This window comes from Mucilaginibacter sp. (assembly GCF_025359345.1).
Classification (GTDB): Bacteria; Bacteroidota; Bacteroidia; order Sphingobacteriales; family Sphingobacteriaceae; genus Mucilaginibacter.
The window spans coordinates 65306-86577 of the sequence record NZ_JANYGQ010000028.1 but is presented as its reverse complement, the minus strand read 5'-3'; the positions used below and the strand labels follow the sequence as shown (position 1 = coordinate 86577).

The 21272-nt window shown below is 43.0% G+C and carries 19 protein-coding genes; 6 read left to right on the top strand and 13 right to left on the bottom strand.

From position 1 onward, the window contains the following. Window positions 1-239 precede the first annotated feature (239 nt). A complete protein-coding gene (locus tag Q0R52_RS18840) occupies window positions 240-1817 on the bottom strand; it encodes a TlpA disulfide reductase family protein (RefSeq protein ID WP_295797018.1) in 1578 nt (525 codons plus the stop codon). A gap of 783 nt (window positions 1818-2600) precedes the next feature. Here Q0R52_RS18840 and Q0R52_RS18835 point away from each other — a divergent pair. The 4 genes from Q0R52_RS18835 to Q0R52_RS18820 all read left to right on the top strand — a co-directional run bounded on the left by Q0R52_RS18835 (window position 2601) and on the right by Q0R52_RS18820 (window position 8197). Further along, window positions 2601-3938, top strand: a complete 1338-nt coding sequence (locus Q0R52_RS18835) for an acetylxylan esterase (RefSeq protein ID WP_295797016.1) — start codon at window positions 2601-2603, stop codon at window positions 3936-3938. A gap of 232 nt (window positions 3939-4170) precedes the next feature. Continuing rightward, a complete protein-coding gene (locus Q0R52_RS18830; RefSeq protein WP_295797015.1) occupies window positions 4171-4860 on the top strand; it encodes an ABC transporter ATP-binding protein in 690 nt (229 codons plus the stop codon). Next, entirely contained in the window at window positions 4853-7423 is a 2571-nt protein-coding gene (locus Q0R52_RS18825; RefSeq protein WP_295797012.1) for an FtsX-like permease family protein, read from the top strand. The genes Q0R52_RS18830 and Q0R52_RS18825 overlap by 8 nt, the downstream gene beginning before the upstream one ends. A 90-nt stretch (window positions 7424-7513) precedes the next feature. After that, on the top strand, window positions 7514-8197 hold the full coding sequence (locus tag Q0R52_RS18820; protein ID WP_295797010.1) for an arylesterase: 684 nt from the start codon (window positions 7514-7516) through the stop codon (window positions 8195-8197). A gap of 115 nt (window positions 8198-8312) precedes the next feature. On the opposite strand, the gene Q0R52_RS18815 is transcribed toward Q0R52_RS18820, so the two are convergent. Then, window positions 8313-9068, bottom strand: coding sequence for a peptidoglycan-binding protein (locus tag Q0R52_RS18815; RefSeq protein WP_295797008.1), 756 nt, complete (start codon window positions 9066-9068; stop codon window positions 8313-8315). 220 nt (window positions 9069-9288) lie between these two features. Between Q0R52_RS18815 and Q0R52_RS18810 the strand changes: the two genes are divergently transcribed. Next, window positions 9289-9513 (top strand): CDGSH iron-sulfur domain-containing protein, encoded by a 225-nt coding sequence (locus Q0R52_RS18810; RefSeq protein WP_295797006.1) that lies wholly within the window; start codon window positions 9289-9291, stop codon window positions 9511-9513. 74 nt (window positions 9514-9587) lie between these two features. After that, the gene (locus Q0R52_RS18805; RefSeq protein ID WP_295797003.1) at window positions 9588-10406 is read left to right on the top strand and encodes an alpha/beta hydrolase; all 819 of its coding nucleotides are present in this window, start codon (window positions 9588-9590) and stop codon (window positions 10404-10406) included. A 148-nt stretch (window positions 10407-10554) separates the two neighbouring features. Here the strand turns inward: Q0R52_RS18805 and Q0R52_RS18800 are convergent, their stop codons facing one another. The 11 genes from Q0R52_RS18800 to Q0R52_RS18750 form a co-directional block, all read right to left on the bottom strand. Then, the gene (locus Q0R52_RS18800; protein ID WP_252789405.1) at window positions 10555-10722 is read right to left on the bottom strand and encodes an alcohol dehydrogenase catalytic domain-containing protein; all 168 of its coding nucleotides are present in this window, start codon (window positions 10720-10722) and stop codon (window positions 10555-10557) included. Window positions 10723-10724: 2 nt separating this feature from the next. After that, on the bottom strand, window positions 10725-12014 hold the full coding sequence (locus Q0R52_RS18795) for an MFS transporter (RefSeq protein ID WP_295797000.1): 1290 nt from the start codon (window positions 12012-12014) through the stop codon (window positions 10725-10727). A 20-nt stretch (window positions 12015-12034) separates the two neighbouring features. Continuing rightward, window positions 12035-12694: a bifunctional 4-hydroxy-2-oxoglutarate aldolase/2-dehydro-3-deoxy-phosphogluconate aldolase gene (locus tag Q0R52_RS18790; RefSeq protein WP_295796998.1), complete on the bottom strand. Its 660-nt coding sequence runs from the start codon at window positions 12692-12694 to the stop codon at window positions 12035-12037. Continuing rightward, window positions 12691-13722 (bottom strand): sugar kinase, encoded by a 1032-nt coding sequence (locus Q0R52_RS18785; protein ID WP_295796997.1) that lies wholly within the window; start codon window positions 13720-13722, stop codon window positions 12691-12693. Before Q0R52_RS18785 ends, Q0R52_RS18790 begins: the two co-directional genes overlap by 4 nt. Continuing rightward, a complete protein-coding gene (gene uxaC / locus Q0R52_RS18780) occupies window positions 13719-15131 on the bottom strand; it encodes a glucuronate isomerase (RefSeq protein WP_295796994.1) in 1413 nt (470 codons plus the stop codon). The genes Q0R52_RS18785 and uxaC overlap by 4 nt, the downstream gene beginning before the upstream one ends. Before the next feature lie 130 nt (window positions 15132-15261). Continuing rightward, the gene (locus Q0R52_RS18775; protein WP_295796992.1) at window positions 15262-16047 is read right to left on the bottom strand and encodes a glucosamine-6-phosphate deaminase; all 786 of its coding nucleotides are present in this window, start codon (window positions 16045-16047) and stop codon (window positions 15262-15264) included. Further along, window positions 16037-17218, bottom strand: coding sequence for an N-acetylglucosamine-6-phosphate deacetylase (gene nagA, locus Q0R52_RS18770; protein ID WP_295796990.1), 1182 nt, complete (start codon window positions 17216-17218; stop codon window positions 16037-16039). The genes Q0R52_RS18775 and nagA overlap by 11 nt, the downstream gene beginning before the upstream one ends. A 4-nt stretch (window positions 17219-17222) precedes the next feature. After that, a complete protein-coding gene (locus Q0R52_RS18765) occupies window positions 17223-18776 on the bottom strand; it encodes a beta-N-acetylhexosaminidase (protein WP_295796988.1) in 1554 nt (517 codons plus the stop codon). Window positions 18777-19213: 437 nt separating this feature from the next. Continuing rightward, window positions 19214-20197 carry a YncE family protein gene (locus tag Q0R52_RS18760; protein WP_295796986.1) on the bottom strand — a complete coding sequence of 328 codons (984 nt, stop codon included), beginning with the start codon at window positions 20195-20197 and terminating at the stop codon, window positions 19214-19216. Between the two features lie 135 nt (window positions 20198-20332). Continuing rightward, the gene (locus Q0R52_RS18755; RefSeq protein ID WP_295796984.1) at window positions 20333-20464 is read right to left on the bottom strand and encodes a hypothetical protein; all 132 of its coding nucleotides are present in this window, start codon (window positions 20462-20464) and stop codon (window positions 20333-20335) included. 255 nt (window positions 20465-20719) lie between these two features. Continuing rightward, complete coding sequence (locus Q0R52_RS18750; protein WP_252789390.1) at window positions 20720-21247, bottom strand: DinB family protein; 528 nt, start codon at window positions 21245-21247, stop codon at window positions 20720-20722. Between the last annotated feature and the right edge of the window lie 25 nt (window positions 21248-21272).

Genomic DNA, 21272 nt, shown 5'->3' with positions numbered 1-21272 from the left:
AACTTTAAAAGCAAAACGGCCCCTACGTGGCGTCAAACCATTTTCCTGGCAGCAATATTACTTCGCAATCAGTTCTTTGTTAATATGTTGTTTTTTAGAATAGTGAAAAAAGTCCCTGGAAAGCCTTTTTATTTACTTGTCATTTCAAAGCAGGCGATATCTTGCTGCTTAATTAATATCAGCGCAAACCTTTTTATCATGATAAATCTTTAAAATGGTAGATAACGGTTAAATTGAGGTCAATTTGCTGACAGTACGTTTTCTGCCTTGCTTACAGATTTATTTTTCAACAGTTCAGTTATCATCAATTCCAAAGTTTTCTCATTGCTGTCATTAATCTGAAATTTTGAAAAAACAACTCTTCCGTTTTGGTCAAATAAAAAATTGGAAGGTAAACTTGTCACAGTTGGTAAATTACCTTTTGATTTATTTCTATCATCCTTTAAAGGGATAAAACTATAGCCTCGGGATTTAACCAATGGCATTACATTAGGTTCTTCTTGTGTAAGGCCATTAATTGCGAGGTAAACCACATTATTACTGTTAATTTTCTTTAGTACCGCTTCCAGATGCGGAAATTCTGCCCGACATGGGCCGCACGAGGGGCTCCAATAAGTGAGCAGAACTATTTTACCTCGATAATCAGACAACGAAACGTTTTGATTGTCGGCGTAATTTTCCAAGGTAAAATCTGTCGGTTTCCAGGCAAGACTATCTCTGAAACGCGTAACCGACAAATCGACCTCCCCGCTATCTAATCTCATTTGGGCCCCATACTTTAACAAATTTTCGCGTAACCGGCCCGAAGGATATTTAGCATAGTAATCTTCGATGTTCTTAAATGCGGTAGCAGGTCCGTCGCAGGCATTTATTGCTTCGGATTTTAATATTGCTAAAGTTTCTTCCGCATCAATCATTAACCCAATTTTTTCACTGTTTCCGAGCTTAATATTGTTAAGTGCAGCTAAGGCCTCACCTGGTCTATTTGATGCCAACATTTTTTTTGCCTCTATAAATCCGCGAGCCACGTTCAATTTCTGTACCCAATCGCCCCTGTTGGTTTTAATTTTCAAGGTCATTTTTAATGCTAGATGAAATGCTTCATCCGGATCGATATTAATAAGATAATTATAATAATCCTTCATGCCAGCCCTAAACCATGCGTATTCCGTGGTTGAGTATAGGTTATATAATTCCTCGTAATAGGCCTTTTTTTCATTGTTATTATAATTGTACGAAGCTAATAAGCTCAAAGCCTGGGCGCCTTTTTCAGTATCATGAAAATGATATACCACCTTTAACATCAACGAATCAAAAAGAACCGGATCTATATCTTGGTGCATGGCAGCGTATAAAAAGGCATCGTTTGCATTCCTGGGGGCGGCAATTACGGCATGTTGCATGTATTTGATTGCTAATTTAGTATTGCCAAGTGCTTGTGCGCCGAAAGATAGAAGTTCCCAGGCAGGTGTCAAAGTTGAGTCAAGTAAAACCGCTTTCAGTAAATATTTTTCATAAGTCGAATCCTGGTTATTTTCATATTCGCGCCCGATTATAAACGGAAGAATGGCCGATTTTGGAAATCGCTTCATCAATGCGGAATATTTGTCAACTAATTTCTGATTAAACCCATTTGCTGCAACATAATCCTCATTAAATTTTAAATTGTTGGGGTTTCGTTCAACCTGGTTAATAAGTCTTTTAAGGTTGACTGATTCGGCGGTGTATCTGTAAATTGCATTTTGTGCAACAGACCTCATCGCGAAGTGCAGAAAAAAGATTATAGCGGCAATTTTTAGCAATGGTTTATTATTCATAATCGTGGATTAAGGCTTGTCAAAAATTATAATAATTTACCAAAAAATAAAGAAACGTTTGTAGAAGGTAGTTAATACGATAATGCGATATTTAAGATTTATTTTATAGTTTTCGCGTTTTTCATCAGAAACAAAAACTGAATCGCTGTTAAACTTAATAACCATCCCCACCTGGCCGCCTTTATTCTTAGTATGAACCAAGAATGGAACTGGGACGTCGTTAAGGTTGCCAAAAGGAACTTGGTATTATAAGTTCTTCATCAATATGGATTGACAAATTGCTAAGCAGTTTAAAAACTGTCGTATCAACATTGTTTCTTCTTCTGAATGAAAGCATATTTTTAAGCACCGTGCTCTCTTCTATAAAGAAAGTCGGATTAAATTGTAAAAAGGTTTAAATTACTGTTGCTTGGGTTATTATTCAAACTTAAAACAATTACATCGAAATTACAATACGTATTTTTACCTGTTTTTGAGCAGTGTTTTACGCAGTTTTGAGAGGGTGTTTTACACGCTCACTTCGATCCGTTCAATTAATTCAAACCCGATTAGAATAACGTTAAACGGTTTAATGCACAAGCAGGAAGCACGGGTAAAGCAATTGATAAAAAGTAAAATGGCCCCCAACAGCATTTTTTAAGGGTTTTGCTGTGGAAATAATTGCACGTTTGGGATATTACCCCGCGACTATGGCAGACGCCGACCATTCTCCGCACAGCTAACATTATCCGGCGCCTGCTACATCGGGGCGATGGCACTAATTTTGCCATACATGTGCGGACAATGAAAAAAATTTACACCTTATTCCTCGCTCTTTCAACACTGCTTACTGCGGCCAATATTGCCCGTGCGCAGAAAAACGAAAAAAAGGAATTGAATAAGGCGGCGGCTGAAAACAGCGTCAGCGACATAACAACTGAGTTAACCGCTCATAGTAAAGATGCCATTTTTGATAAAACGGCCAGCTATACTTTCCAGGTAAATAATAATTACGGTACAACACAATCGGGCAAGGTGTCGTACCAAATTACTGACCAGTTTAACAAAGTTCTGCGGACCGACTCTGTGCATGTTTCCCTGGCCGGCCGGAGTTCGCATAGTTATGATTTTACAATGCCCGAATTAAGAAGCGGGTTTTATAAAGTGAACTTCATGATAAATGTAAGCGACTATGATGATACCACCCGCCGCGTATTTGGCATCCGCCCCGAAGAAATAAGGTCAGCCTATTCAAAACCTGCCGACTTTGACAAATTTTGGCAGGACACCAAAGCCCAGCTTGCCAAAGTAAAACCAAATTTCAAGGTGACTGAAAAACCGGAGCTGGAAAAAGACAAACGGAAAGTTTTTTTAATTGAAATGAAGTCGTACGGTAACAAAACCGTTTACCTGTGGTTGACTGAACCCGAGCATCATCAAAAATATCAGCACTTCCCGGTTTTAATAATGCTGCCCGGCTACCAGGCTACCAACATACCGCTGATGGGGCGCGACGATGACATGGCATTTGTCGGTCTTGACCCTCGCGGACAAGGGTTAAGCAAAAAGGATTTGGATATGCGCCGTGAGGACTACATTGTTGCCGGCCTTGAGGATAAAGACAAGTATATTATGCGCGGTATTATTATGGATTGTATCCGCGCTGTTGATTTTGTTTTTTCGCGGCCCGAACTTAGCCACGACCGCGTTGCTGTTACCGGAGGCAGTATGGGCGGCTATTTATCTATCGCTACAGCAGCTCTCGATAAAAGGGTAACCATTTGCGCCCCGCAGAACCCGTTTTTAAGCGACATCTATAATATGGACCGTGGCGCCGTTGAATGGCCCATCAATTACATGAAAAAATATGCCAGCGTCGCCGCCGATCTAACATTTAGTAAGGTGCTTGATAACCTGCAATATTACGATACTAAAAACTTTGCTACAACCATAACCTGCCCGGTGGTAATGGGCATTGGTTTGCTGGACCCCTTTGTACCGCCAAATAACTCTTACGCGGTATACAACAACATCAACTCGAAAAAGAAACTGTTTGTATTTAAAGACCTTGGCCACGAAGTGGGTGATAAATACTACCGCTACGAAACACTGTATACCAGGGATTACTTTGGATTGTGGTAGGGTTGAGTTGAGTAAGTTAGATTGAGTTGAATGAGTTGATTAAGTTCTGTCCTGTCAATCTATACGCGCCAACCTAATCAACCCAATCCAACTTAATAAACCCAATCAACTTCCTCACCCATCTGTCATCCAATTATAACATTTACAACCTTTACAACCCTTACAACTTATTTTAACCACTCAGTAAGTAACAATTGCTTTTTTTAGTTATCTATACAGAAAAAAAGCAGCTGTGGATACTATTCTTCATATTTCAGATCTTACAAAAACCTATCAAAGCGCCGGGCGCACGCTCACGGTGCTGGATAACATAAACTTCACAGTGGCAGCTGGCTCGACTAATGCCATAGTAGGTCCATCCGGCAGCGGGAAAACAACGCTGCTTGGCCTTTGCGCAGGATTGGACAGGGCAACATCCGGCGTGGTTGAGTTAAACAACATTAACCTTGGTAAGTTATCCGAGGACCAACTGGCACAGGTACGTAACCAATACATCGGTTTTATCTTTCAAAACTTCCAGTTATTGCCAACCTTAACAGCATTGGAGAATGTGATGGTACCCCTGGAATTGCGGGGCGAAAAAAACATTCGTGCGCGGGCTTTGGATTTACTGGATAAAGTCGGACTGAGTGACCGCGGGCACCACTACCCTACCCAGTTGTCGGGCGGTGAGCAGCAACGTGTATCGCTGGCCAGGGCATTTTCAAATGCGCCGCGTATTTTATTTGCTGACGAGCCAACCGGCAACCTTGATGCCGAAACCAGCGAAAAAGTGGTGAAGCTGCTGTTCGATTTAAATAAAGAGGCTGGCACTACCCTGGTTGTAGTAACGCACGATTTAGAGCTTGCTGCAAAAACTCAGCGTATCATTCGCATAAAAGGCGGAAAACTGGTGGCCGACGAATTAACCGCAAATGCATAACCCAGCGATGGAAAACAACCCAAACATCACCAAAAGAAAAATAAATATCCGCTGGCTGTTTAATATGGCATTAAGGGATAGCCGCAAAAACCGGTCGCGGCTGCTGCTGTTTATATCGGCTATCATATTTGGAATAGCAGCGCTGGTTGCTATTTACTCGTTCAGGTACAATCTTCAACACGATATTGACAAACAAGCTGCCACATTAATTGGCGCCGACCTGGTGGTATCTGGCGGCAAAACTGTGGATCCTACTGTGGAACCATTGCTGGCCTCGCTGGGCGACAGAAGATCGGAAGAACGAAGTTTTCCATCCATGGTTTACTTCCCAAAAACGCAGGGTACCAGACTGGTACAGGTAAGGGCCTTAAAAGGCGAGTTCCCCTATTACGGGAGCCTGGAAACAGAGCCTGTGCAGGCCGGGACAGATTTTAAAAACGGCAAAAAAGCTTTGATCGATCGGATATTGGCCTTACAATTCAACGTGCGCGTAAACGACTCGGTTAAGGTGGGTGAGGTTACTTTTTTAGTTGCAGGCATATTGGATAAAGCACCCGGCCAAACCGGCATATCTTCGGGTGTAGCGCCAATCGTCTATATCCCTTTACAATATTTAGAGCAAACCGGCCTGTCAAAAAAAGGCAGCCGCATTAACTACAGTTTTTATTACAAGTACGATAAGCCAGTAGATATACCCACAGTGGTGAAATCCATAGAGCCTAAGCTGGAGAAGGTTCAAATGGGCATCGAAACCGTCGAGATCCGCAAGGAAAATACCGGCCGCGCCTTTGGCGATTTAACCCGTTTTTTATCGCTTGTGGGTTTTATTGCGTTGCTGCTTGGCTGTGTTGGCGTAGCCAGCGCTATTCATATATATATCCGCGAAAAGATCGCCTCTATAGCCATTATGCGCTGTTTGGGCGTAAAGGCTTCAGAAGCGTTCCTGATTTACTTAATCCAGATCATTGGTATAGGTATCATTGGTTCTGTAACAGGGGCTTTGCTGGGCACATCTATACAGCATGTTTTACCCTCGGTAATGCAGCAATTTTTACCCATTACCATTTCAACAGATATATCATGGCTGGCAATAGGTCAGGGTATTTTGTTGGGTATCATCATTTCGGTATTGTTTGCACTGTTACCGCTGATATCCATCCGCAACATATCGCCGCTTAATACGTTGCGCATCAATTACGATGAAGTTAACCTGCTGCGCGATCCTTTCAGGTGGCTGGTTTACCTGCTGATAGTCGGTTTCGTCGTCACCTTTACTTATTTCCAGCTCGATAGCTGGCTGGGCAGTATTTTCTTCACTATAGGTATATCCATTGCATTTTTGATATTGACCTTTATCGCCTGGTTGTTAATGAAGCTGATGCGGCTGTTTATAAAAAGCACCAGGGGCTATTTATTTCGCCAGGGCTTTGCCAACTTATACAGGCCGAATAATCAAACCATTATATTGATCGTTTCTATCGGTTTGAGTACGGCGTTTATTTGTACGTTGTTCTTTATTCAAAGCATTTTAATGGGGCAGGTAAAACTGTCGTCGAGCGGCAATCAATCCAATATGATTTTGTTTGATATTCAAACAAGTCAGCAAAAGGATATTGCGCAGCTAACCAAACAACAGCATTTGCCGGTAATACAGCAGGTGCCAATTGTGGCTGTGCGACTCGACAAAATCAATGGCCATACCCTCGCCGATGTGATAAAAAATCCCAAACTCAATATACCCGAACGCGCCTTTACCTGGGAATACCGCGTTACCTACCGCGACTCGCTAAGCGCAACGGAAAAAGTTATTAAAGGCGACTGGGTGGGCAAAGCCGACCCCGGAAAAGAAATCCCGGTATCCATAGAAGATAATTTTTCGAAACGAAACCATGTAAATATTGGCGACCATTTGGTATTTAACGTGCAGGGTGTGAGCATGAATGCTATTGTGAGCAGCGTTCGGCAAGTAAACTGGAACAAAATCCAAACCAACTTCCAGGTAGTTTTCCCAACCGGAATTTTGGAGGATGCACCGCAATTTCATGTATTGCTAACTCACGTGCCATCGGCCAAAGTATCGGCACATTACCAGCAATCGGTAGTGCGCAGGTTCCCAAATGTTTCCATTATCGATCTGGGGCTGGTATTAGGTATTGTTGACGGGCTGCTCGACAAAATCGGTTACGTTATCCGCTTTATGAGCGCGTTTAGCATCATTACTGGTATTGTGGTATTAATCGCGTCGGTGCGCATCAGCAAATACCAGCGCATCCAGGAAAGCGTTTTACTGCGTACCCTTGGCGCCAGCCGGAAACAAATATTTGCCATAACTGCTTTAGAATATTTATTTTTAGGGATGTTATCGGCTTTAACAGGTATCCTTATAGCTGCGGCGGGTAGCTGGGCACTGGCGAAATACAGTTTCGAGATACCGTTTACCATTAACTGGCTGCCGGCTATACTATTGTTTTTCATCATATCGTTATTAACCATTATTATCGGCTTGTTAAACAGCCGGGGCGTGCTGAATAAACCACCACTGGAAATATTACGGGGTAATTAACAGAGTCCAAAAGTCTTGAGTCGGAAGTCCGAAGTCGGATGCATATTTTTGACTCAAGACTTTGGACTAAAGACTCAAGACTTAGAAAATATGTACAAACTAAATATCATCTGCTTACTAACTGCCGCGTTACTTTTTGCATCATGCGGAGAGAAAAAGGCTCCACTTACAGAAACACAGGCAACAGCAACGACCAAGCCCGATTCAACATCGGGCGATAAAGTAGTGTTATTTTTTGGCGACAGCCTGACAGCCGGTTATGGCTTGCCCGATCCTTCACAAGCCTATCCAGGTGTAGTTCAAAATAAAATAGACGAGGCAAAGCTGCATTACAAAGTAGTAAACGCAGGCGTAAGCGGCGAAACATCGGCCGGCGGCAAAGCCCGCATCAGTTGGATCTTAAAACAAAAAGTCGACGTATTTGTGCTTGAGTTAGGTGCAAACGATGGCCTGCGCGGCATCCCTGTAACTGCGACAATGGAAAACCTGCAGGCGATAGTTGATGCCGTAAAGGCCAAATATCCAAATGCCAAATTGGTATTACTCGGTATGCAGGTGCCGCCAAATATGGGTGGCAAATATGCGTACAGCTTTAAAGCCATTTTCCCGGGGCTGGCTGCAAAAAACAATATGACTTTCATGCCTTTCCTGTTAAAAGATGTAGGCGGAGTGCCATCTCTCAATCAAAAAGATGGTATCCACCCCACCGCCGAAGGCGCCAAAATTGTGGGCAATAATGTTTGGCAGGTGCTGCAGGGAGTTTTGTTGAAATAGATACAAGAAGTCAAGAATCAAGAGTCAAGATAAGAAAAGGATATTTCTATCTTTTAACTCCTGGTTCTTGGCTCTTGATTGTTGATTCTTGATTCTTGCTTCTTTGCTCCCTTCCCTACTCAAACTCCATAAACCCGGTATTAATCGTATTAATAATCCGGCCGGTTCTTCTGAAAACGCCTATGGCATCTTCGGTATTTTGGTGGCCTATATTACCTTCTATAGTCGTTAGCATATCATTTTCAACTTTTTCGATTAAACCGGTATGGTTATGGCCGCCGCCGATAGAAATAATGAAGATATGACCCGGCAACACTCGTCCGGCATCAATTTTTGCGTCCTGCGGTGTAATTATTTTACATTTTGATTTAACCATGGTTTCAAATACATCGCCGGTTTTATACAATGGGTTTGCGACTTCAAGGTGAATGCAGGCTTGGGTAAAACACCAGTAAACAAAAGCCATAGCCCAGCATTGCCCATGCTGAATTCCGGCAGTATCAAGGTACTTGGTTACCGGGGGGCCATCATTGCCGCCGGAAGGAAATTCCTTTATTCCCACCTGCGATCTCGCAACATCCAAAACCGCCGCCAGCAGGGTATTAGGCGTTCTGGTAATCGTTTTAATATTCCGGGCGCCAAATAACGCCGACCACGTAACAGGGCCTACAACTCCGTCAATTTTCAGGGGATTGCCAAAGCAATCGGTAAACCGGGTTTGAAAAAGCATGACCGCGTAGTGCGTATCATGGTCAAAATCGCCATCAACATCAACCGGGCCACAACCCTTTTTGTTTAATTGATGCTGAATGGCTTTAACAGACGTAATATCAAAAGCCTGCTGTTTCACGGAATGGCCGGGGTAATTCATATTTTAGTAAAAAGGTGTCGGTTTAATTATATGCCTAAATTAAAAATTCTGCACGACTTATCTGCCCCGTTTTTTAACGGTATTTTATTACGTATTTCAGCGCAAATAAAACGGATGTTATAAGGCGAGGTCTCCGTGCCTCTAACTAAATTCCATTTATATAAACAACAATTCGCCATAACCAGCAAAGGATTATTACTTTCGCACAAAATAATAATCCATGGAAAAAACTAAACTTACCATAACCAACAACGGTTCGGTAAAAATTGAGGGCGATTTTGAAATTGTAGATATGCAGGGCAATGAATATGGCTTGCAGGGCCGTACGATTGTATCTATTTGCCGCTGCGGCTTGTCGGCCAATAAGCCATTTTGTGATGGCTCGCACAAGGGACACTTTGAACACAATGCTATTGCGTTCGATTTGCCGCCAAAGAAAGTATAGTTTAATGACTAAAGATTTACGAAGTTTTCCAAACTTCGTAAATCCTACTGATGTTATACTTTAAATTCCCACCCATGCCTACCGCAAAAGTCAATAATATCAACCTTTTTTATACAGTAACAGGCACCGGCGAGCCCATCCTGCTGGTACATGGTCATCCTTTCGATCATACGATGTGGGACCCGCAAATCGACGCCTTTTCGAAGCAATACCAGGTTATCGCACCCGATTTACGCGGATATGGTAAAACTGCGCTGCCAAAATCTGGCACCTCCAGGTTTGAAGATTACGCAACGGATATGCTTGCGCTAATGGATAGTTTAGGCATAGTAACCTTCCATCTTGCGGGACTCTCACAGGGCGGACAGTTTATTATGGAGATATTCAGGCAGGCGCCAAAACGGGTTAAAAGCCTGATATTGGCCGACACATTTGCAAGCCTGGATACACCCGAAACCAAACAGCTTCGCTACGACACGGCCGACCGTTTGGAAAAAGAAGGTATGGATTTTTATGCTGATGAGGCTATTTTTAAAATGATACTGCGCGAACACGTTACTACGATGCCTGAAATTGCGGCTCACGTGATTAAAATGATGAAATCAACTTTACCAAAGGGTGCTGCAACTGCCCTGCGCGCCCGTGCGGAAAGGATTGATTACCTAAACTTGGTGCTGCCATCTGTTAACGTACCTACTTTAGTTGTGGTAGGTCGCCAGGACGAGTTTACCCCGGTTGCCAAAGCCGAAGAAATGCAGGAAAAACTACAAAATTGTAAGCTGGTAATTGTTGAAGATGCCGGCCATATGCCAAATTTGGAACACCCGGATGAGTTTAATGAAGTGGTGTTGGATTTTTTGGAGGGGATAAGTTATTCGGAAACGTCGTTGTGAGTTTTTAACCACAGAGAACACGGAGAAAAAATAAGGAATTCTAGTTTTAATGATGATGCAAGCGTTCCATTTTTCTGCGCGGAACACCCGGAACGCTATGGAATACACTCATTATCAGATACTTTTATTTTGGTTAAATTACAAAAACCTAATAATAGTATTCAAAATATGGCTGGGTTCCTTCAAAAGCATGCAGATCGGTACGGCAAATGCCAATGCGTTTTACCTTTATAATAGCCTGCCTTTTTTGTAAAACAGGCCTTTCTGTGGTTTTGTATTCAAGTGTTCCGGGAGTGGTACAAACCAGTGTTTTCATTTTTAAAGCTCGACTTTTTTCATCCGGGGCGACAATACGTGCATCAATGTCCATGCCAGCAGGTAGGCACAGCCACATATAAAAAAAATGATATCATACCCGGTGACAATATGTCCCAATTTTTTATAAGTATCCAAAATATAGCCTATCAACAGCGGGAACAACATACCGCCGACGGCGCCTGCCATGCCGCCTATGCCAACTATGGAGCTTACCGCTTTCCTGGGGAACATATCTGATGCTGTTGTAAAAATTGTTGCACTCCAGGCCTGGTGAGCTGCAGCCGCTAAACTAATCAGCGCAACAGCCTGCCATATGTTAGTGGCATATTTTGCCGAAATAATAGGCACTACACAAAGTGCAAATATAAACATGGCTGTTTTGCGGGCCTTAAACGCGGGCCATCCTTTTTTTATCAGCCACGATGAAAGATACCCGCCGCCTATGCTGCCAATAGTGGTTGCCGTATAAACTATCACCAACGGCAAGCTTGGTTTTTTTAAGTCGAGATTAAAAGTACTGGCGAAATAAGATGGCAGCCAAAATAAAAAGAACCACCATATCGGGTCGGTCAGCAGCTTTCCTACAACAAACGTCCACGTTTGCCTGAAGCCCAAAAGCTGCGCCCATTTTACATTGTTGTCGTCGCCGGGAGATACAACCTCATCCGTATCGCTGTTGATGAATTCGAACTCAGCCTCAGTGAGTTTTTTATGCCGTGAGGGTATTTCGTAAAATATCAGCCAAAATATCAGCCAAACAAAACCGATGGCGCCGGTAATTAAAAAAGCCATCTGCCAGCCATAAATCCCTAGTATCCAAGGAACAAGCACCGGGGCCACAACCGCGCCAATATTAGCGCCCGAATTAAATAGCCCTGTCGCAAACGCACGTTCGCGTTTTGGGAACCATTCCGCCACGGCCTTGATGGCAGCCGGAAAATTCCCGGACTCGCCCAAACCTAACGCAACCCTTACAACCCCAAACCCAAAGGTACTTTTAACAATTGCGTGCAACATGGCCGAAATACTCCAAACAATTATTGAAACGGTATAACCCACTTTGGTACCGATTTTATCAATAACACCCCCAAATATTAAAAGCCCGGCAGCATATGCAGCAGTAAAGACGGTTACAAGGTGGCTATAATCTTCTTCGGTCCAGTGAAATTCGCCGGCCAACGTAGGCTTCAGGTAGCCTATTATCTGCCTGTCTAAATAGTTAATAGTAGTAGCAAAAAATAACAGTGCAACTACTACCCACCTGTAATTGCCCGGTTTAGCATCGTTCATAATTATTGTGTTAGGTTTACTTACATGGCGGCCTTTACCATCTCAATGGCTTTAATGGTATCATTGTATAACTGGTCGTATTGGCGTTTTTCAAGTATTTCTTTAGTTATCAGCTTGCTGCCCATGCCTACCGCACCTACCCCGGCATGAAACCACGAACTTATGTTTTTGGCATTCATTTCAACTCCACCGGTTGGAATAAACAGCTGCCCCGGAAATAACTCCCTAACCGAGCTGATAAAAGCCGGGCCTAGTATATTTGCTGGAAAAATCTTTATCAAATCGGCGCCGTTTTTTTGGGCGAGGTAAATTTCGGTCGGTGTCATGCAGCCGGGTATCCACAATAGTTTATGTTTATGGGCAACTTTTGCCACTTCCGGGTTTACTATCGGCGATACAATAAAATCAGCCCCAACGTCAATAAATGCTTCTGCATCCGATACATTTTTTATTGTACCGATACCCAGGAACAACCCTGGCATTTCCTTGTTAACGACTTTTTTTATCGCCTTAAAGTTGTCGAGTGCCTCTTTGCCCCTGTTGGTGTATTCAATTACCCGTACGCCTGCTCTGTAAAGCGTACTTATTATTTCGAGGCTTACAACAGCGTCTTCATAAAAAAACAGCGGCAGCATACCCTGCGCAAGTATGTTGCTCAATACGGATTTTTTTATTTTCATCTTATTGCGGATTTAATTTCATCAACAGTTTTATCGGTTGCATCACTTTTAACAAACAATTGTTCAAATGCGGCTGCCGTGGCAAATTCAAGGGTTTCAACAGGACTGGTCTGGTTGTAAAATCCATAGATAATCCCCGCCATAAAACAATCGCCGCTGCCTACTTTATCTACTACCTTGTCCGACTGATATTCGTGCGAGCTATAAAAGTCTCCGCCGGTAAATAATGTTGTGTAATAATTAATTTCAGATGAAGCATCAAATCTAAACGTGTTAGCGACAGCTTTGCACCTGGGATACTGCAACACAATATGTTCAGATGTATTTAGCGCTTCCTTCAAGTAAATGCTTTTTTGTCCTGATTCATGGATGTTCGGCTCAACAGGAATACCGAGCATGGTTTCGGCGGCCCAAACGTTACCCATTATCAAATCACAATATTTTGCGAGTTGTGGCATCACTTCAACAGGATTTTTACCATATTTCCATAGTTTGGAACGATAGTTTAAATCTAATGAAATAGTTATTTGTTTTTTTGACGCCGCCTGCAAAACTTCCAAACAAACGTCAGCAATATTTTGGCTGATGGCCGGGCATATGGCGCTGAAATGAAACCAACTTACGCCTTGCAACACCTTATCCCAATCAATTACCCCCGGTTTAAGACTAGCAAATGCCGACCCCGCACGGTCATAAATTAAAGCATCATGTTTTAAATCCTGCCCGCTGGTTAAAAAGTATAAGCCCAGCCGGCCATCGCCGTAATAAACCGGCGAGGTATCTATTTTTTTATTGGTAAGATGTTTGATTATTTGTGCCGACAGGCCATTATCCGGCAGCGCCGTAAAATACGACGACGGCAAATCCCACAATGCAAGAGCTGTTGCTACGTTCAATTCAGCGCCACCTACATAAACCGGCAATTGATTGTCGGTAAGCCATGCCCCATCGGCATCGGGCGTTATGCGTAACAATAGTTCGCCGAAGGATAATATTTTGCCGTGTTGTTTGTTAAATACCCCGCTCATTTTGCCTTATCAAAATCAAAATAGTTTTTAGCATTGTAGTAGCAAATATCACTAACGATTTTGCCCGTCCATTTTATGTCATTTGGCAATTCGCCGTTTTCTATATCATTACCAAATAAATTGCACAATATTCTGCGAAAGTACTCGTGCCTCGGAAACGACATAAAGCTGCGCGAATCAGTCAGCATGCCAACCATCCGGCTCAGCAATCCCATGTTCGATAGCGCATTCATTTGCTTTATCATCCCGTCCTTTTGGTCGAGAAACCACCAGGCCGAACCGAACTGCATTTTGCCGGGTGTTATACTATCATTAAAATTACCGGCCATAGTTGCTATCAGTTCGTTATCTGCCGGGTTAAGGTTGTACAGGATAGTTTTGGTAAGCTTACCATCGGCCTCCAACCTGTTTAAAAACTTTGAAAGCGCTCTGCCCTGGCTGAAATCTCCCATCGAATCATACCCGGTATCCGGACCGGCCTCGCTAAGGGCGCGGGTATTATTGTTGCGTAATGCCCCAAGATGATACTGCTGCACCCAGTTTTTTTCGTGGTCCCAAACAGAAAAACTATACAGCATAGCTGATTTAAACTGTGCTATTTCGTGAACCGTTAGCGTTTGTTCTTTTCTTATTTTGGTAAAGATTTGCTTTACCTCATCTTCCGAATATTTCTCCGCATATAAATGCTCCAGGCCATGGTCCGACAGGCTGCAGCCGTTTTCGGCAAAAAAGTCGTGTCGTTTCTTTAACGCGGCCAGGTAATCATTAAAATCAGAAATGGCGTTCCCACTTTGCGTTTCCAGTTTGCTGATATAAGCATAAAGCATATGCACATCACCGGCTTCCATTGCCTTGTCAGGCCTAAAAGCTGGTAAAACTTTTACGCTATACCCATCCTCATTTATTTTTCTATGATGATTTAAGTTGTCCAGCGGGTCATCTGTCGTACAAACTACTTCAACATTATGACTTTTTACGAGGCTACGCACGCTGTATTCTGGCGATTGCAGTTTTTCATTACACTCGTCGTATATCTTGCGGGCAGTGGCCGGGGATAGTAAGTTGTTGATACCAAAATATCGTTGCAGCTCCAGGTGTGTCCAATGATAAAGCGGGTTCCGGAGCGTGTAAGGTACAGTTGCCGCCCATTGTTCAAATTTTTCCCAATCACTTGCATCACCAGTAATAAGGGCCTCATTAACGCCATTTGCGCGCATAGCCCGCCATTTGTAATGGTCGCCATTGAGCCAAATTTGCGTGATATTTTCAAAGTTGATATCGCCCGCAATTTGGTCGGGCGGCAAGTGGCAGTGATAATCAATAATGGGCAGTGCGGCAGCATATTCATGGTATAAGCGCTGCGCAGTTTTGGTGTCGAGTAAAAAATCTTCGTTTAAAAAACTTTTCATTTGTTAAATATGCCTGCCAATTGGGGTGCAGGCCACAGGTTTGATGCATTTTTTGTTTTGCAGGGGCAATATACTTTTTATCGCGGGTTTATCCCAAACAAAGGCGAAATTAGCTCACACAAGTAGTTTTTTACAACAATTGTGCGCTATCCTCGTCAAAAAACAATATAGTGTTTGCGTGCCTTCGTAAAATAGTTGCCGGGCAATTTTCATTAATTTCCGCTCTTAACGTATTATAAACTGCCTTTGCCTTTTTTTCTCCCGGCACCATACAATAAATATATTTGCCCGCCATCAGCGTGGGTACGGTTAACGTTATGGCATGGGTAGGCACTTCATCCAGCGTATCAAAACATTTATCATTAACCTGCTGCTGCCTGCATTCGGCATCGAGGGTTACCGCTTTTACTGGCTGCGGATCGTCAAAATTGGCTACGGGTGGATCGTTAAAGGCAATATGGCCGTTTTCGCCGATGCCCATGCAAACTATATCGGTGGGATATTCATTTAATAACGCAGCATAACGTTCGCATTCAATTGCAACATCGGCGGCATTCCCGTTAATGTAGTTTACCGTATGGAACGGCAGGCGGTCAAATATTTTTTCTTTCAAGAATGATGCGAAAGTCCGCGCATCGTTTGGTGGCAGGCCGATGTATTCATCCATGTGGAAGGCATTTACCCGTTGCCAGTCGATGGTTTCATTTTTTATTAATGCTAACAGAAATTCATTCTGCGAGGGCGCGGCGGCAAAAATGATATTTACGAAAGGTTGCTGAGTTAGCAGCCCGGCAATTTTTTGCGCAGCCATTGTGGCAGCCGATATGCCCATTTCTGCCCTGTTCCGATAAACATAAGCGTTTGGATTATCTGCCAGTATGCGGGGCATCGTGTCTCTGCCGCGGTCATCGTTCATAAATTACCCTTCCCTTTACAATGGTCTTTTCAATATTTATTTCCTCATCAAAAATAACGATATCTGCATCTTTCCCTTTTTCAATCGAGCCTTTTCTATTGGCAACGTTCATTATCCTTGCCGGCGTTATCGTTGCCATTTGGATGGCATCCACCAGGGATACATCAGCGTGTTTTATCATATTGCGCACAAGGCTGTCAAATGTGGCAACACTGCCTGCAAAAGCGCTCCTGTCGGGTAGTTTGGCTACACCATCTTCCACAATAACTTTCAGCCCATTTTTTAAACTGCCTAAAATACTTTCGCCTGGTGGCATGGCGGCGGCGCGCATGGCATCGGTAATCAATGCAGTGCGGACAGCACCTTTTATTTTGTATACCAGTTTCAACAATGGAGACGGCAGGTGTATGCCATCGGCTATTATTTCCACGTCCATGTCGTCAATTAAAAAAGCAGCTTCAACAACACCGGCATAGCGGTAGGCGTTGCGCCGGGTTACGCCCAGCATCCCCGAATACAGGTGTGTAGCCAAAGTGTAGCCGTTTTCAAAACCATATAATGCTTCTTCGTAAATGGCATCGGTATGGGCTATTGCCGCCAGGATGCCACGCTCAGTTATGTATTTGCCGAAATCAATTGCACCAGGTAACTCCGGTGCGGCGCTCCAACGTTTAATTGCGGTGGTGCCTGCAAGTATTTCTCTATATTCTTCCGGGTCGGGGTTGCGGATGTAGCGCGGGTCTTGTGCACCGCATTGGTTAAGGGCAAAATACGGGCCCTCCAGGTGCATCCCTATAAATTGCGCTCCCTGCGAATTTTTTTTATCAGCCAATTCGTAAATACGCAGCGTTTCCAGCAAATCTTCCTTGCTGCTGGTAAGCGTAGTGGGGCACATCGCCGTGGTGCCGTAATGGGCATGGGTTTCGGCAATTCCCAGGAATGCATTCACAGTGTTATCCATAAAATCGTGACCGCCGCCGCCGTGGATGTGGATATCGATAAATCCCGGCGAAATATACTTGCCACCGGCATCGATAACCGTGGCACCCGGCGCGTCAATATTGCCCGCTCCAATAGCGGTAATACATCCGTCGGCAATTAAGACTGTTCCGTTTTCAATAACTTCACCAGGGGTTATTATCCTGCCATTTGTTATTTTAAGCTGCTCCACCCGATTATTTTTTTCTTGATAAACGGTCGTACAATAACCGCGTTCTCAAATTTCTCAAATTATTTTCTGCTTCCAGTTCTGATGCGTTCAGGAAGCTTTTATTCAGCTCTGTAAAGTGCATATCAACCACATCTTCGCTCATCATTAAATTTCTCAGCTCCTGTAAAATCCCCGGGACCATTTCGGCTGTAAAATCGGGCGTATTTGCCTTTTGCAGAATATATTCGAGCTGCAAATAATTTACGCGGATACCGGTCATGAGCCGGTAATGCTCAAACTCGTTTTTATTTTCGGCAGGCTGTAGCTGGTAAAGCACTTCAAGAGCGGTTTTAGTACTATCCAAAACCTGTTTAATAGTAATCGGTTGTTTTGAAAGTACGCGACCATTCCGTATTTCATAGGGTGCAGTTTTAAGCGCCTGCCAAAACTTTGCTGACTGATCAACATCAAAACCATATTTATCTTTGCAATATTTAGCTATAAACTCATTTATATTCAACGGTCCGGCCTTGCCTATACTTTCAGTAAAGGCATCAACAAGGATATTAAAACCATTTAACGGGTACACATGCCGTATAGCATACACCTCGGCCAATTGTTCTTCCGACTCAAACACTGCCGAATACTGTCCTGATGTTGACCAGGACGTCATTACAATACCTTTATAGCCCAGTTTTGCCGCGGCGGGAACAAAGTCGCGGATGTTCTTAAAGTGCTTTTCCCATTGGGTTAAAAAATAATTATCGGGCGATGAACGTAACGCCGGCGAGCCCCAGATTTCGTAACCACTCGCCATCAATTTTTGGTGATCGCCAAAGTTGTTCATATCCCAACCATAGTTCCAGTCGATAAACACCGTGCGTTTTGGCAGCAGCTTGATGGCATCGGGATATTTCAAAGCTATATCGGCCCAAAGCACCGGCGTTTTGCCAAGTTTGATCACGATATCGCAAAGCGTTTTTATGTAGTCGATATACAGCTTTGATTTGCCTTCTTTGGCCACCTTCAACTTACAGCGTGCATCGTGACCAAGCAAATAGGTTTCGTCGCCGCCGATATGGATGTATTTTGAGGGATGGGTGGCTGCCAGTTCAGTGTATAGATCGGTAAATAAGGCCTTGTCCAGATCGGTTTGCAATGGACAAACCTGCGAGAAATCCTTTTGATCTTCGCGTAAGTCTTTATATTTTTCATTCCGCAAAATGTACTCCACGTGGCCAAAACTTTGCTGCAGCGGAATAACATCTATCTTTAAATCAGCACAATATTTAATAAACGAGGCAACCTCGCTCTTTGTGTATGCGTACCTATTAGGGATAAGCGGGTGCTTTTCGAACGGATAGGTACCCTCCCATTCCATTATGATGGTATTAATGCCCTGCCGGCTTAATTTTAAGGCAAAGGCTTTCAACGCGTCCATAGTCATAACCTGTATTCGCAGGTCGATGTGGAAACCTTTTACCATAAATGGATTTGGTGCTGCAGCGCTGTTTTGCGCATTTAATTTAAAGAATGCAGCCAGTGAAATAATAAAGATAAGAATGCCTTTTTTAAACATATTACCGGCAGATTGAAGGATGAGTTTTATAAAATTTACGGCATTCCGAAAATAATAAAAATACCTGCGATAACCCTAATATTTAAATATTGTAACAAAAGTGTTTGATGGTTTTTATTGATTTTACAGGTTGAAAACAACTCATCAATATCAATAATTAACTATTAATACATTTATTATATTAGAAATATATTTATTATATTTGAAACTAATTTACAGAATTTTTAACTGTCGGTTAGTAGTTAATTACAAAGCAGGTATAGCGCAAGGCCAAGCCTGCTTTACTTTTTTATAAGGGTTTTGACATGTTGGTTAATTTTACCACGGAGATACAGAGGGAAAACTCAGAGGCCGCAGAGAAAAATATTTTATTGTATTGACAGGCTCAGTGTTCTCTGTACCTTCTCAGCGGCCTCTGTGGTTAAAAAAAGCCGCCTCTATTTTATCACCACCAATCCATTCGTACCAAACGCCTTCAATATTTTTGAAGATGTAAAATTATTCAGGTCGATAGTGGCAATATAATCGTCTTTGGCGTGCGAAACATAGGCCTTGGTGCCGTGAACCTGTACATTTATAGGCGTATCACCTGTGTTTATGCGGTGTATCACCTGAGCGGTGGCAACATCTATCACTAAGACCAGGCTATCGAACGGCGCAGGGGCCAGGATGTATTTTTGGTCATAGGTGATATTTGAGTATAATATTAGTCCAACCTTAAGCTGCAGGTTATCGAAATGTTTTACTATGGATAAGTCTGTTTTTGAGAGTAAATATATTTCGTTTTTACATGAGGCGATTATCCAGTCCTTTGCCACAAGCAGGCCGCGCACCGGCGATGTCAGCGGTGTATGCTGCAGTTCGGCGCCGGTTTCGGGATTGAGGCTGTAAACCCCGTTTTGACCAGCCATCAGCCATAAAGTCTTTCCATCAGCCGAAAATGTAAAATTGTGTGCCCCTTTAGGCAACGCAAACGTTCTTTTTAATTTATAGTTTTTGGTGTTGAACACGTGCATCGTGTCGCCCCCTATTTCCGTATTAACAAAAAGTTCACTGTATTTACCGGGCCTTGCTTTTATACCATGCGGACCATTGTGAATACTGGTATCTGCACCGGTATAAATATCTTTAACAACCTTGCCTGCAAAAGGATCAATTACGCTGATAATATTGCCGGTACGGCCAATTTTTAAATCGTAATCCTCCAATCCAAAATTGCTTACAAAACACTTTTTGGTGGCGGCATCATATGTTATTTCGTGCGGTTTAAAGCCGATTTTAACCTGCCCCGTTTTGATGTAGTTGTTTAAATTAAACATCACCACCGAATCGCGGTATTGCTGAACGGCAACCAGCAGCTTTGGCTGGGCGGTAGCCCAGGTGCTATAGATTAAGAAGGCAAAAAGTAATATTTTTTTCACGGCGATAATTGTTAGCGGTGGTATAAATATAAAAATATTTTGACTTTTATACCGATGCAGCGCGTGGCAAAAATCCTATAAAACAAAAAAGAGCTCCACAGGAACTCTTTTTGCATAGGTATATGTATATGATGGTCAGGCAGCCTGTTTTACAGGAACCTGTTTAGTGTGCTGCATTTTAAAAATCTCAAGGTCCTTCTGCAATAATGCTTTTAACTCAAGGTCGATTGCTTTTAATATTACGGTGGTTTTTGTTGAAGTTTTCATAGGTTATATTGTTTAGTTGTTGTTTGGTACAATACCAACATTGTGCCATTGCCAGTGCGTGAGCGTCAAAAATTCAAAAAACGGCCCGGCATTATTTTTTTGCCGGGAAGGGCTGGGGAATACGTCAGAAATCAGAGAATTCGCTGTTTATTGAGCCAGTCGCTGTGTATAGAAAAATATTCACTTTGTCATCTGGATATAAGAAAGCCCGGTTGCTTTACGTAGCCGGGCTTTCTTATAAAGTCTAGTTCAAATTTAAAATAACATCTCCTGTGGCGGCGTAACGCCTTTTAAACGCAGGTAAACTGTAGTTTGTCCGCGGTGATGGGTTTGATGCTCGAACCCTTTGCCGAACAAGCTAAAATTGGTCATATCCTTACCTGCAAACTTGGTGGTTGTCTGCAGTTGGGCATCTGTCGCGCCCTGTAAAGAAGCGATTGCAAAATCATAGCTGTCCATAACGGCTTTGGTAGTTGCTTCTTTTGTTTGGGCGCCGGTTTTTTCAACCGATACACCTTTGCCAAGCGGGCTTGGTTTGCCGCTTGCTGTAGAGCAGAAAAAATAATTCGCATCCGCTAAATGCAGCATTTGCTGTGCAAAATTACGCATTTCGGGCGTTGGCTTAAATGCGTATCCGTCTTCGGGCATTGCATCAAGATAAGCTTTGGTGTAGGCTTTTGCCCGTGTAAATTCGCCCACAAGCTGTGCCTGTGTAAATTGGGCATAAACTGAACTGCAGGCAAACGTTACCAGCAGGGTTAGTACTAATGATAATTTTTTCATGATTTAAAGTTTTATTGATTGGTTA

Coding starts and splice junctions, on each gene's coding strand:
- Q0R52_RS18840 (WP_295797018.1), bottom strand. CDS start 1,817: ATGAATAATAAACCATTGCTAAAAATTGCCGCTATAATCTTTTTTCTG.
- Q0R52_RS18835 (WP_295797016.1), top strand. CDS start 2,601: ATGAAAAAAATTTACACCTTATTCCTCGCTCTTTCAACACTGCTTACT.
- Q0R52_RS18825 (WP_295797012.1), top strand. CDS start 4,853: ATGCATAACCCAGCGATGGAAAACAACCCAAACATCACCAAAAGAAAA.
- Q0R52_RS18820 (WP_295797010.1), top strand. CDS start 7,514: ATGTACAAACTAAATATCATCTGCTTACTAACTGCCGCGTTACTTTTT.
- Q0R52_RS18815 (WP_295797008.1), bottom strand. CDS start 9,068: ATGAATTACCCCGGCCATTCCGTGAAACAGCAGGCTTTTGATATTACG.
- Q0R52_RS18810 (WP_295797006.1), top strand. CDS start 9,289: ATGGAAAAAACTAAACTTACCATAACCAACAACGGTTCGGTAAAAATT.
- Q0R52_RS18805 (WP_295797003.1), top strand. CDS start 9,588: ATGCCTACCGCAAAAGTCAATAATATCAACCTTTTTTATACAGTAACA.
- Q0R52_RS18800 (WP_252789405.1), bottom strand. CDS start 10,722: ATGAAAACACTGGTTTGTACCACTCCCGGAACACTTGAATACAAAACC.
- Q0R52_RS18795 (WP_295797000.1), bottom strand. CDS start 12,014: ATGAACGATGCTAAACCGGGCAATTACAGGTGGGTAGTAGTTGCACTG.
- Q0R52_RS18790 (WP_295796998.1), bottom strand. CDS start 12,694: ATGAAAATAAAAAAATCCGTATTGAGCAACATACTTGCGCAGGGTATG.
- Q0R52_RS18785 (WP_295796997.1), bottom strand. CDS start 13,722: ATGAGCGGGGTATTTAACAAACAACACGGCAAAATATTATCCTTCGGC.
- uxaC (WP_295796994.1), bottom strand. CDS start 15,131: ATGAAAAGTTTTTTAAACGAAGATTTTTTACTCGACACCAAAACTGCG.
- Q0R52_RS18775 (WP_295796992.1), bottom strand. CDS start 16,047: ATGAACGATGACCGCGGCAGAGACACGATGCCCCGCATACTGGCAGAT.
- Q0R52_RS18765 (WP_295796988.1), bottom strand. CDS start 18,776: ATGTTTAAAAAAGGCATTCTTATCTTTATTATTTCACTGGCTGCATTC.
- Q0R52_RS18755 (WP_295796984.1), bottom strand. CDS start 20,464: ATGAAAACTTCAACAAAAACCACCGTAATATTAAAAGCAATCGACCTT.
- Q0R52_RS18750 (WP_252789390.1), bottom strand. CDS start 21,247: ATGAAAAAATTATCATTAGTACTAACCCTGCTGGTAACGTTTGCCTGC.